A 12,857-nucleotide genomic window follows, 5' to 3' on the forward strand; every position below is an offset into this window, starting at 1 on the left:
TCATACGACGACTAAGAAAGTTATATTTCAATAAAACACAAACACTTTGTGTACTCCATAAAAAAAAACCATTCGCCGCGGCGAATGGTTTTTTTTATGCTCTTTCTTCTCATTTAAATAACGGCAAATATCCCCTGAAGTTGGTATTGCAACATTTGTGCAAGAATATTAAATTGCAGTAAAATCTTATAATTAGTAATTAAACATATTTCACTGTGATTAAAAAATTATTCTTTTTAGTAATGGTAATCAGTTTCTTTAATAGAACAGAAGTATATGCACAACAAGGAAAAGTAGACCGAACCTTTAATACAGCTGACGATGGAGTAATCGGTGATGGATTTGATAATAGTGTAAGAACTTTATTTTTACAATGGGATGAAAAGCTCATTATTGGCGGAGATTATTTAAATCTAAACGGAATACCATCGCCGTATTTAACCCGTTTGAATGCCGATGGTTCAATTGATGAAAGTTTTAACACAGGAAAGGGTTTAAATGGAAAAGTTTACAGCTCTTATGTTCAGTTAGATGGTAAAATTATCATTGGAGGAAGTTTTACAGCTTATAATGGCACAAGTTCAGGAAGGCTGATTCGTTTAAATAGCGATGGCTCACAGGATCCATCATTCAATACAACGATTGGAGCAACAAACGGAATCATATATAAAGTCTGCCAGCAAACGGATGGAAAAATTCTCATTGTTGGCAGTTTTACCAAATACAATAATGTTACCGTAAACAGAATTGCACGCCTTTTACCCAATGGGGAATTAGATACTTCTTTTACTACAGGAACTGGTTCTCCCTTAACTGTTACCAATGCTGAAATTTTAAACGATGATAAAATTCTTCTGACTGGAAATTTTACTGCTTTTAATGGAATTTCAACCAACAGAATTGTTCGCCTGTATCCTGATGGGAGAGTTGATCAGAGTTTTAATATCGGAACAGCTTTTAATGATGATGTAAATGCCATTGCAGTACAGCCGGATGGTAAAATTATCGCAGGCGGAAAATTTACAGCGTATAACGGAATTATAGCCAACAGAATTATTCGGTTAAATGAGGACGGAACCCTTGATAATACCTTTTTTTCAGGCTTAGGTTTGAATAAAGACGCAGTTCATATTATTAAAGTTGATGCTTCAGGTACTATTGCGATTGGTGGATCATTTAACGGTTTCTATGATGATAGTGAGGTCAACCGGTTATTTTTTTTAAATCCGGATGGGACTCTGAAAAGTGATTTTTATACAGAATCAGGGCCTGGTTCTGCTTCCGTTCTGGCTTTAGAAAATAATGCAGATGGATCTTGGTATGTCGGAGGATCGTTCTCCGTTTTCGATGGTCTCAATCAGGGCAGACTGGCTAGAATTAATGCTGATGGAGAATATGATACAGCTTATTTATCAGCAGGAATTGGTTTTAATAATTCTGTTTTAAAAGTTCTGGCATTAGAAAATAAACAGACTATGGTGTTTGGGAATTTCAATAAATTCAATGGAAAATTAACTTCAAAAATTGCGAGGCTTCTGGAAAACGGAACAGTGGATGATACTTTTAATTTGGCGCAACAGGGTGCCAATAATGTTATAAAAACAGCGGTTTTGCAAGAGGATGGTAAAATTGTTTTTGCTGGAAATTTTACAAAATACAATGGATTGACTTCTAATAGAATTGCACGCATCTTATCTGATGGAGCAGTTGATGCAACATTCAATTTAGGTTCAGGATTCAATAATCAGGTATATGCGATGGCGATTCAGCCGGATCAAAAGATTATTGTGGGGGGTAATTTCAGTTTTAATGTTGGTTTGGGTGCTAACGCGATTATTGACGTTATTATCATTCAGCCCGATGGAAAAATTTTGGTTGGAGGTCGATTTACTTCTTTTAATAGTCATCTATTTCCGGGTTTAGTACGCCTGAACAGTAACGGAAGTATAGATTCCAGTTTCAGTACAGGAGCCGGTTTTGATAAAAATGTTTATGCATTAGCCTTGCAGTCAGATCAGAAAATAATTGTTGGGGGATCTTTCCTAATGTACAACGGTGTTTCTCAAAAACGGATTCTCAGATTGAACCCAAACGGAGATTTAGACACTACATTTGATTCAGGATCAGGATTTAGTAAAGGAAATGTTTTAGCCATTCTCATACAGCCTGATGATCGCATTTTGTTAGGGGGAACTTTTTCGGGAACTTATAAAACGAAATCCTCCTTAAGAATGATAAGGTTACTAAAGACAGGAGAATACGATAGTAATTTTCAGGCTGCTTTAAATAATAAGTTGCACACCATGACTTTTACATCTGATCATAAACTGATGATTGGAGGAGATTTCAATTCTGTTTCCGGACTGTCCAAACATAGAATTGCACGTTTAAAAATTTGCCTTGAAAAGACAGTCTGGGATGGTATTTCCTGGTCTAATGGCTTTCCGTCGGGAGGCAAAGAAGTTACTTTTACAGAAGACTATTCAAATTTAACAACGGCTAATACCTGCAGTTGTACAATTAATGAAGGAAAAACGGTCACACTTTTAAGTGGAAATACTTTAAAAATTGAATTCGATTATAATGGTTCAGGAACTTTGATCTTAAATGATACAGCCAGTTTGTATCAGGATGATGATGAAATCATAAATAAGGGAATTGTCCGGGTTATTAGAAAATCGTCTCCTGTTTTAAAATTTGATTACACCTATTGGTCGTCTCCTGTAGAAAATCAAAAGTTAATTGATGTTTCTCCAAATACATTGGCCGACAAATTTTTCTCCTATAATTATCTACTCAAAGACTGGGATGTCGAAAATCCATCAAACAGTATGGTTTTAGGAAAAGGATATATTATTCGGGCCCCTCAGGATTTCTCCACAACAGTAGCTTCCAGATTCGAAGCCCTCTTTAAAGGGATTCCCAATAATGGAAAAATTACGTTAGATTGGGGAGAAGCGGATACTTTTAATTTGATTGGAAATCCGTACCCATCGGCTATTAATGCAGATTTATTTTTAGATAAAAACAGTGAAAACATTAAAGGAACTCTTTATTTCTGGACACATAACACTCCAATTACCAACTATGAATATTCTTCAGATGACTATGCCGTTTATAACTTACTGGGAGGTGTAGGGACAAGACCAGCATTATCTTCAGGCATAAATGAAACAATACCGGACGGAAGAATTGCTTCCGGGCAGGCCTTTTTTGCGCTGAGTAAAAATAGTGGAACTGTTGAGTTTAATAATAGTATGCGAATTATCGGCAGGAATTCGATTTTTTTTAAGTCAGATACAAACCTTAAAAACACAGAAAAATCAGGAATCGAAAAACATCGTATTTGGCTGAACCTTGAGAATACAAAAGGCGTTTTTAAACAAATTTTGATTGGGTATATTCAGGGAACATCTGATTTGACAGCAGATAATGATAAGTATAACGCTGAATCACTTAATGGGAATGAATATGTAGATTTTTTCACTATTCTTGAAAATAGAAATCTTGTCATTCAAGGCTCCAGTGCGCCTTTTACTATGTCAGATTCTGTTTCAATCGGGTATCATACAACTGTTGATGGGGATTTTACTATCAGAACAGATCACATGGATGGACTATTCGAAAATTTGAATGTTTATCTCGAGGATAAAACGTTGAAAGTAATCCATAATTTAAAAAATGGCCCCTACTTATTTAAAACTTCCGAAGGTACTTTTAAGGAACGTTTTATAATACGCTATAGCGACAGGAGTTTAAAAAATATAAGCTTTGGAAAACCTGACGATTTGGTTTTGATCGCAGTAAAAGACAGAATAATAAAAGTACAATCGACAAAAGAAAAAATTCACGAAATTGCTGTTTTTGATATTTCAGGTAAGTTGATTTATACTAAAAAAACAATTAATGAAGGAGAGTTTCAGTTGCCAAATTTACAACTGGGGAAACAGATTTTGCTGTTAAAAATTATGTTAGAAAATAATTACAAAATAACCCGAAAAATTGTTCTGCACTAATAAGGCATCGTATTACTTCTTAAAAAAAAATCATTTTAGACAAAAAAAAGCAACTTTTACGGATGTCTAAATGTTAAAATATATTTCTTTTTATATTCAAAATTGAAGATTTTGCTGTTTTTTAGGACAAAAGATTCACCTCATTTCAAAAATGCATTTCGTCGACAAACTCTTATTTTAAAGGCTAATAAGTTCTTTTTGAGTGGTATGTAAATATGGTTAGTGTTAAATTCTTACAATTTAATTTGAAATATTTGACCACTGTGTAAATAAAATCGTACCTTGTTGTAATACTTTCATAATCAACGTATTTATAAGCCAATCAGGGACATTTTGTGTTACGAAAATTGTTTCTTTTTTATCTGCCGAAATATAGATTGCTATTTTAAATACCACTAAATAAAAACAGCATTTTAGTAGTTTTATTAATAAGATGGGTTTTGTAATCAGTATTACTTTTTATGGTATTTAGAATTTAATGTTACCAGACTTCCCCCAGTGTTTGGTTTTTATTTTTTCTTTTAACTTAAAAACTAGTCTGATGAAAAAAAAATTACCATCTTTTCTGTTTTCGTTTTCAATGCATTATTCTTCTCAAGCTAATTTGCATTATTTAGAAATTCCGTTTTTTAAGGCAAAACTTTCTTTTCTTTTTTTATTTGTTTTTGCCTCCTCAGTAGCGCAGACCATATCACATACCTACACAACAAATACTTCAGTATTCGTACCTCCGGGATTGAGTACGATGACTGTTCAGGCATGGGGAGCCGGAGGCGCCGGAGGAGGTTCCAGTGTTCCCGGATCTGGTTTTGGAAGAGGAGGAGCCGGCGGTGGTGGTGGCGCATACGCAACAGCTACGATATCAGTTTCTACCCTAACCAATACCAATATAAGTGTAGTTGTAGGGGCACAAACAGCCGGTACAACTGGTAATGGTGCAAATGGAGCCAGCTCAACAATTACAGGTTTTGAAACTGTAATTTTAGCAGCTGGAGGATCAGGTGGTACAGCAAATACTACAGGTGGTAGTCCAGCTGGCGGTACGGGAGGTCAGGCTTCTGCCTCATTTGGTAATCCCGGTACAAAGACTTCGGGTAGTAACGGTGATCCTGGAGGAACTTCACTGTTGAGTCTTTTGTTTTCATCCGGTAAAGGAGGAACTGGCGGTACACCTGGTGGTGGTGCGGGGGGAGCTGCTATTGCTAGTGTAATTTTAGGTGTAAATAGTGTGGGTAATGATGGAACCGGCCCTGGCGGTGGTGGTGGTGGTGCAATGACGGCAGGTACAACGGGACCATTGGCTGGAGGTGCAGGTGCTCATGGGCAAATTAAAATTGATTATACTTGTCCGACTTACAGTATTACCGGAATTTCAGCAGCAAATGCTTGTAACTCAACAGGCACTTCCCTGGTCACAGTAACAGGAAGTGCTGCTTCTTTACCGGTAGGTACCTATACCGTAACCTATAATCGAACTAATCCAACTGGCACCGCACTTACCGCAACTTTAACTGTTGCTGTGGCGGGAACGGGGACTTTTACAGCAATCGGTTTAAGTGCTGCCGGTGCATCTACTATTACGGTTACAAATCTGGCTTCGGGTGAATGTACATCAACTATTAGTTCTAATAATGTAGCTAACTTAACAGTTTTCGGCCCAACAGCTGGAGGAGCTGTAACTGGTACCTCACCAATTTGTTCCGGGGCAACGAGTGGTTTGTTAACCTTAAGTGGTCATACCGGAACAATCTTAAATTGGGAGTCATCAATTAGCCCATTTTCAACCTGGACAAATATTAGTAATACAACTACAACTTACACTTCTGGGCCTCTTACTGCTACTACTCAATTTAGAGCGATCGTTCAAAATGGACCCTGTACTTCCACACCTTCAACTCCTGTAACGATAACCGTAAATCCGCTGCCACAGGGAAGTTTAACCGCTAATGGTCCCTTTTGTGCAACAGGAGCAGGACAATTAACCTTTACAGCAACAGCCGGAACAGGTCCCTATACCATAGTTTACAAAGAGAACGGAGGAGCCGATCGTACTGCAACCAATATTACCAGCGGAACTCCTTTTGCAACATTTACAACTCCGGTTATTGCTTCCACAACCTATACTTTGGTTTCTGTTACGGGCTCGAATAGTTGTGTCCAAAGTTCTGCATTTACCGGAGGTTCTGCCACTATAACCATAAATCCGCTGCCACAAGGAAGTTTAACCGCTAATGGTCCCTTATGTGCAACAGGAGCAGGACAATTAACCTTTACAGCAACAGCCGGAACAGGTCCCTATACCATAGTTTACAAAGAGAACGGAGGAGCCGATCGTACTGCAACCAATATTACCAGCGGAACTCCTTTTGCAACATTTACAACTCCGGTTATTGCTTCCACAACTTATACCTTGGTTTCTGTAACAGGAGCAAATACTTGTGTGCGAAGTTCTGCATTTACCGGAGGTTCTGCCACTATAACCATAAATCCGCTGCCACAGGGAAGTTTGACTGCGAATGGTCCCTTTTGTGAAACAGGAGCAGGACAATTAACCTTTACAGCAACTGCAGGAACGGGCCCTTACACCATAGTCTACAAAGAAAATGGCGGAGCCGATCGTACTGCCACAAATGTTACGAGCGGTACTCCTTTTGCAACATTTACAACTCCGGTTATTGCTTCCACAACCTATACTTTGGTTTCTGTTACGGGCTCGAATAGTTGTGTCCGAAGTTCTGCATTTGCCGGAGGTTCTGCCACTATAACCATAAATCCGCTGCCACAGGGCAGTTTAACGGCTAATGGTCCCTTTTGTGCAACAGGATCAGGACAATTAACCTTTACAGCAACGGCTGGAACAGGTCCTTACACGATAGTTTACAAAGAAAACGGAGGAGCCGATCGTACTGCAACCAATATTACCAGTGGAACTCCTTTTGCAACATTTACAACTCCGGTTATTGCTTCAACAACCTACACTTTGGTTTCTGTTACAGGATCTAATAGTTGTGTCCGAAGTTCAGGATTTACAGGTGGTGCTGCAACAATTACAATTAATCCCATACCGGCTACTCCGATTAACGGTGGAATTACACAGCCAACATGTGCCCTACAAACAGGTACTATAGTTTTAACAGGATTACCCAACATTAGCAATTATACGATCGTGCAAAGTGGTTTTTCTTCGAACACTTACAATGGAGGCAGTGGTCCCGATCCAACAACCTACACCGTTACGGGACTTGCGGCCGGAACATATAATTTTACTGTTCAGTATACCGGCAGTTGTGTTTCATCGTCCTTATCTAATATTACAATAAATCCGCTTATAACGAATACCTACACTATCGCCGGAGGCTGGTCAAACGGAACACCTACCATAAATCAGAATGTTATTTTTGCGGACAATTATGCCATAACGGGAGATTTAAACAGTTGTACCTGTAAGGTGAATCCGGGAATAAAAATAACCGTAACGGCACTAAATACTTTAACGGTAAACAATGGTTTAATTGTTGATTCAGCATTAGGAACAGAATTAATATTTGAAAATAATTCGAGTTTAATTCAAATCAATAATAATCCAGGCATAAATTCCGGTGCTATCACTTACAAACGTACTGCGAAACAAATTCTTTTGGCTGATTTTGTATACTGGTCGACACCAGTAAGCCCGCAAACATTATTTGATGTATCTCCTTTTACTTTGGCGGATAAATACTTTGGCTATAATGGAACAAATTGGGTGATTACTCCCGGAAATACTACGATGGTTGTTGGTAAAGGCTATATTATTCGCGGACCGCAAACATATTCAAATGGAACAAGAGAAGATTATACTGCTTCTTTTAATGGTGTTCCGAACAATGGGACGCTGTCTGGCGAGATTATGGATGCTGGTAAGTCCTATTTAATCGGGAATCCATACCCTTCTGCGCTGGATGCAAATTTATTTTTAGACGGAACCATCTTTTTTTGGACTCACAATACTCCTGTAGGAACATCGGCCCAATACGAATATAGCGACGATGATTATGCCAGTTACAATAGGAGTGGAGGTGTTGGGATATCTGCAAAAAGTTCTCCCGGACATACAGATAATCCGGCAACAGATGCCGGAGTAAAACCAACCGGCAAAATTGCTGCGGGGCAGTCTTTTTTTGCAACAACTATTAATTCCGGAACACCTGTTTTTAATAATACGATGAGATTAGGAGGTACAAGTAATAATCAATTCTTTAAAACAGCAAACACATCAAAAAAAGCAGATTTGGAGAGACATCGTTTATGGCTTAATATGACAAACGAAGGAGGGGCTTTTAAACAATTGTTAGTGGGTTATATAGAAGAAGCGACAAATGGTTTCGACAATAGATTTGACGGAATAACCCTTGATGCCAATCCGTTTCTTGATTTTTATAGTATAAACGGTACTTACAAATATGTTATTCAGGGTCGCGCACTGCCTTTCTCAGATACCGATACGGTTCCCTTGGGGTATCGTTCTGCTATTTTAAGTGATTTTACAATTTCAATTGATGATTCGGATGGTAATTTAGTAAATCAGGCTATTTACATCGAAGATAAAGTAACAGGACTGGTACATAACTTAAGGGACAGTAATTATACCTTTTCAAGTACGATAGGAGTTTTTGACAATCGCTTTATATTGCGTTACAAGGATACATCGTTGGGAATAGATGATTTTGAAAACTCCGGAAAAGAAATGATAATAAGTACGAAAGATAAAACAATCAGCATTTATGCTCCTGAAAAAATAATTAATGAGATTCTTATTTATGACGTAACAGGGAACATGATCTATAAAAAATCAGATCTTAACGATCCTGCCTTTCAAATTGTAAATTTAAGATCTCAAAATCAGGTTCTTCTGGTGAAGGTGAAGTTAGCCGACAATACGATAAGCACTCGGAAAGTTATATTTTAGATTTTAAAAAATACTTGTAAAAAGGCAGTTTTACTATTTGGTAAAACTGCCTTTTTTTTAGGATCTGTTTAAAGAAGTCTGGTGCAAATTTTCATGAGTATTCCGGATTGCTTTTTCATTTTTGTAATCAATCCATTTTTGGCCTTTGAATTTCCGCATCATAATATCAAAATGACGCATGATGAAAACATTATAAAATGCTTTTAATAAATTCGAGATATTTGTTGGGAAAGAACGGAGACTCATGGAAAATCCGGGTGTCAGATATTTCATGTAATGCCAATAGCCTTCCGGCATGTACAACATTTCACCATGTTTGAGATTTGTAATATACCCTTCTGCATTTTGGAGTGCCGGCCATTTTTCGTAATCAGGATTATCAAAATCGATGTCTTCTCTTGAAATTAGTGCATGCGGAACTTTGTACATATATTTTGATTGTTCGGGAGCAAACAACATACATTGTTTTTCTCCATGAAAATGAAAATGTAAAATATTGGAATAGTCAATATCGTAATGCATAAAGACTTTCGAATTTTGCCCTCCAAAAAACAACATAGGCATTTGCCGGACTAATTTTAAGCCGATATCGGGCCATAGAAAATCCTTGTTTAAGGCTGGCACCTGCTTCATTAAATTATAAAGAAAAATACGGTAATTGGTAGGTCTTTGTTCTAAAAGATCAATATAATCGCTCATTTTCATCTTGGTATGAGCTTCGTTAAAGCCATCCTTGTGATTTACGGGCCTGTTGTCGTATAAGGGAACAATTGTATTACCGGCGATTTCTTTTATGTAGGAAAGTTTCCATTTATCATAAGCCGGCCAGTCTTCGGTCAGCTGTTCAATAACAACGGGAATTTGTTTTTTGACGTATTGGGAAATAAAATCAGTTTTTGAGATTTTATTGACCCTTTCGATTTCTTTTAACTTCATCTCTTAAATAAAAAAATTGCTTATAACTCTGTGTTACAAGCAATTTAAAAATATTGGTAGAGATTTATTAACTCTTTTAATTAATTTTTTGATTTAATCGAAGCCTCAAGATTTCTTTCAATTGAATGTCCCGGTCTTGACCATTTTGGTTTTTCACCTAACGGAGCAAATTGAGAATCTCCTGCTTCAACGGTTTTTGGCTGTGAAACCTTAGTAAATGGTTTCTGCGGATTCAATCCCAATAACTCAAACATTTTCATGTCTTCCTGTACATCCGGATTCGGAGTAGTCAATAGTTTGTCTCCCGCAAAAATAGAATTGGCTCCTGCAAAAAAGCACATGGCCTGTCCTTCACGGCTCATATTGGTTCTTCCGGCAGACAAACGAACCTGCGTATCCGGCATTATAATTCTTGTGGTAGCAACCATACGGATCATTTCCCAGATTTCAACTGGTTTTTCTTCTGCCAGAGGAGTTCCTTCAACAGCCACTAATGCATTAATAGGTACTGATTCCGGCTGCGGGTTTAATGTAGAAAGAGCTACAAGCATTCCTGCTCTGTCTTCGATACTTTCTCCCATTCCGATAATTCCTCCGCTGCAAACCGTAACATTGGTTTTACGAACGTTTTCAATTGTTTCTAAACGGTCTTCAAAAGCACGTGTCGAAATTACATCTTTATAATAATCTTCAGAAGTATCTAAATTGTGATTGTAAGCATATAATCCTGCTTCTGCCAAACGTTGTGCCTGGTTTTCGGTAATCATTCCCAGCGTACAGCACACCTCCATATCGAGTTTGTTGATGGTACGAACCATCTCTAAAACCTGATCAAATTCCTCTCCGTCTTTTACGTTTCTCCACGCAGCTCCCATGCAAACACGAGATGATCCGCTGGATTTTGCACGCAAAGCCTGAGCTTTTACCTGGCTTACGCTCATTAAATCATTTCCTTCAACACCTGTATTGTATCGGGCAGCTTGTGGGCAATAACCGCAATCTTCAGGGCATCCTCCGGTTTTTATCGATAACAGCGTAGAAACCTGTACTACGTTCGGATCGTGTTTTTCTCTGTGAATCGTTGCTGCTTCATAAAGCAGGTCCATCATAGGTTTATTATATATGGCGATTATTTCGTCTTTTGTCCAGTTGTGTTTTGTAATGCTCATTGATACAATTTTTTGATGCTTCAAAAGTAGTTAAATTGTTCTAATCAACCAATGATGTATTCTGTAAATGAATATTTAGCAGGTTTTTTCAAAAAAGAAACACTCTAAAATCATAGAATTATATTTTTTTATGATTTTAGAGTGCTAAATTGTTGGTTTTATTTTGAAAAACTAATCCGCTACATATTTATTATTCCAATACAACATCATCATTAAAGTGACAATTACCGATGATGCTATTCCTTCAAATAATAAACAGATGCAATAGGTTGGTACAGAAGGATCTCCGCCAAACATAAAAGTCGACGAAAGTGTTTTTACATACGCATCACCGCCTCTTGCATAACTGTAAACCAGTAATCCGAATACACTCAATGCCACACCAACCACAGAAGTTGCCATTGCAGAAACGGCATTTGAAACAAAATTGGTTTCACCTTCCTGCAGGTTCATTCGCATGGTTTTATTTACACCATAAAATATAAAAAAAACATTGAGGGTACGCAGGTAAAACAAATCGGCAAGCCCTAATACATTCATCAGTAAAAAATAGATGCCAATTCCAAGGAATATTAAAAAACCGTTGGTGATTTCTTTAGGTAGTTTCATAATGGTTATTTTTAGAGAAGTTAATAGTAAACAATTGACAAACAGTGCTGTATATCAAATTTACTAAAAAAATAACTACGATGATTTAAAAAATAACAAAAAGTACGCTGTGGAGTTTTCTAAAGCTGACCAATAAAAGCCATTGCCGTTTTTTTATCCTGATTTAATTGCTCTTTCAGCAGCTCAACAGAACCAAATTTTTGTTCTTCACGAAGATAATTCAATAAAGAAACTTCAATTTTGTGCCCGTAAATATCAGCATCAAAATCAAAAAGGTGTACTTCTATGGTTTGTCTTTCTCCATTTACAGTTGGGTTGAAACCAATATTCATCATTCCGAAAACCTCTTTTCCATTTATCAGGGTGTGAACGACGTAAACGCCATTTTTTGGAATTTTTTTATAGTCTTCTTCAATCTGAATGTTGGCCGTTGGAAAACCTATAGTGCGCCCAAGTTGTTTTCCTTTTACCACTTCACCACTCAGGAAATAAGCATAACCTAAATAATCATTGGCCAGAGCAATATTTCCTTCGTCTAAAGCTTTTCTGATTTTAGTAGAACTTACAGAAACATCCTGGATCTCTTCAGCTGAAATTTGCTCCACCTCAAAACCATATTCTTTTCCAAAAGCAATTAAATCATTAATATCAGCAGTTCTGTTTCTGCCAAAACGGTGATCATGACCAATAATTATTTTTTGAATGTGAAATTGATCTACCAAAATAGAATGCACAAACTCTTCGGCAGTTAATCTTGAAAAACTTTCGTTAAACGGATGAATAACAAGATTTTCAATTCCGGTTTGTTCGAGAAGTTTTGTTTTTTCGGAAATCGTATTTAAAAGTTTTATTTCTGATTTTTCCTGGAGGACCATTCTCGGATGCGGGAAAAAAGTAAGAACCAGACTTTCGTATTTGCCGTTTTCAGTGTTTTGCGTAATTCGCTCCAGAATTTTTTTATGACCAATATGCACACCATCAAAGGTGCCAAGAGTTAAAATAGTTTTCTTGGTTGACCGAAAATCGTTTATAGAATGAAAAAGCTTCAAAGCAAATTATTTAAGATGGTGCAAATTTATACTATCTATTTTAAAATTGATGCTCAGCTGAATTGATTTTTAATGAAATTTAGTTTCTTTTTGTTAAAAACAGGCCACTCGTCGATGAAAAGCAATTAAA

6 protein-coding genes are annotated in these 12,857 nt (G+C 37.1%); 2 read left to right on the forward strand and 4 right to left on the reverse strand.

The genetic code is table 11. The features are described from left to right. The first annotated feature begins 215 nt into the window (after positions 1–215). Positions 216–4,016, forward strand: a complete 3,801-nt coding sequence (locus EV142_RS17625; RefSeq protein WP_238698764.1) for a T9SS sorting signal type C domain-containing protein — start codon at positions 216–218, stop codon at positions 4,014–4,016. Positions 4,017–4,557: 541 nt separating this feature from the next. Continuing rightward, the gene (locus EV142_RS17630) at positions 4,558–8,964 is read left to right on the forward strand and encodes a T9SS sorting signal type C domain-containing protein (protein ID WP_132037167.1); all 4,407 of its coding nucleotides are present in this window, start codon (positions 4,558–4,560) and stop codon (positions 8,962–8,964) included. Between the two features lie 57 nt (positions 8,965–9,021). Here EV142_RS17630 and EV142_RS17635 read toward each other — a convergent pair whose 3' ends face one another. The 4 genes from EV142_RS17635 to EV142_RS17650 all read right to left on the reverse strand — a co-directional run bounded on the left by EV142_RS17635 (position 9,022) and on the right by EV142_RS17650 (position 12,727). Then, complete coding sequence (locus EV142_RS17635; protein ID WP_132037168.1) at positions 9,022–9,900, reverse strand: cupin-like domain-containing protein; 879 nt, start codon at positions 9,898–9,900, stop codon at positions 9,022–9,024. Between the two features lie 80 nt (positions 9,901–9,980). Next, positions 9,981–11,069 carry a biotin synthase BioB gene (gene bioB / locus EV142_RS17640; protein WP_132037169.1) on the reverse strand — a complete coding sequence of 363 codons (1,089 nt, stop codon included), beginning with the start codon at positions 11,067–11,069 and terminating at the stop codon, positions 9,981–9,983. A 171-nt stretch (positions 11,070–11,240) separates the two neighbouring features. Next, positions 11,241–11,678 carry a hypothetical protein gene (locus EV142_RS17645; RefSeq protein ID WP_132037170.1) on the reverse strand — a complete coding sequence of 146 codons (438 nt, stop codon included), beginning with the start codon at positions 11,676–11,678 and terminating at the stop codon, positions 11,241–11,243. 119 nt (positions 11,679–11,797) lie between these two features. Continuing rightward, positions 11,798–12,727 carry a bifunctional riboflavin kinase/FAD synthetase gene (locus EV142_RS17650; protein ID WP_132037171.1) on the reverse strand — a complete coding sequence of 310 codons (930 nt, stop codon included), beginning with the start codon at positions 12,725–12,727 and terminating at the stop codon, positions 11,798–11,800. Between the last annotated feature and the right edge of the window lie 130 nt (positions 12,728–12,857).

This window comes from Flavobacterium circumlabens (genome assembly GCF_004345565.1).
Taxonomy (GTDB): Bacteria; Bacteroidota; Bacteroidia; order Flavobacteriales; family Flavobacteriaceae; genus Flavobacterium; species Flavobacterium circumlabens.

What these genes read in the sequence shown, in the direction of transcription:
- EV142_RS17645 (WP_132037170.1), bottom strand. Translation starts at nt 11,678, where the DNA reads ATGAAACTACCTAAAGAAATCACCAACGGTTTTTTAATATTCCTTGGA.
- EV142_RS17630 (WP_132037167.1), top strand. Translation starts at nt 4,558, where the DNA reads ATGAAAAAAAAATTACCATCTTTTCTGTTTTCGTTTTCAATGCATTAT.
- EV142_RS17635 (WP_132037168.1), bottom strand. Translation starts at nt 9,900, where the DNA reads ATGAAGTTAAAAGAAATCGAAAGGGTCAATAAAATCTCAAAAACTGAT.
- bioB (WP_132037169.1), bottom strand. Translation starts at nt 11,069, where the DNA reads ATGAGCATTACAAAACACAACTGGACAAAAGACGAAATAATCGCCATA.